Source organism: Paludifilum halophilum, assembly GCF_002245355.1.
GTDB classification, from domain to species: Bacteria; Bacillota; Bacilli; order Thermoactinomycetales; family DSM-45169; genus Paludifilum; species Paludifilum halophilum.
In genome coordinates this window covers 1-413 of the sequence record NZ_NOWF01000138.1, presented here as the reverse complement: position 1 = coordinate 413, position 413 = coordinate 1, and the positions used below count along the sequence as shown (strand labels likewise).

The 413-nt window shown below is 29.3% G+C and carries 1 protein-coding gene; it reads right to left on the bottom strand.

Going from position 1 to position 413, the window contains the following annotated elements:
• Positions 1-21: 21 nt before the first annotated feature.
• On the bottom strand, positions 22-413 hold a 392-nt coding region (locus tag CHM34_RS19515), incomplete at its 5' end, for a P-loop NTPase family protein (protein WP_094266065.1).

The window sequence follows — 413 nt, the reverse complement described above, 5'->3', positions numbered from 1 at the left end:
AGTTTAAACTATTTAGGGGGTCTAATCAATTGAAACATCGTTTAAATTGTGAATTAATTCTTTTAGTTGTTTAGGATGTTTAATGATAAATATTTGTTTATCATTAAGAGATTCTAATTTGGTCAAGATTGCGGGAGCACGATTTTTATTGAATTGTAGAACATAATGAACAAACTCCCAATCTAATTTTTCTTTACAATTATCTCCCATGTCTGGTCGAGTTTGCCCATGGTATTGAATTCTTCTTTTTATGATTCTATATAAACAACGCAAAGTTTTATAATAAAGAAAAATAACGATGTCAGCATATTTTATACGAAGGTCCATCGTTGAGGTATAGTTTCCGTCGATGATCCAATCTGGTTGTTTCATAATTTCTTTTTGTTTTTCAATAAATATATCACGGTTAACAG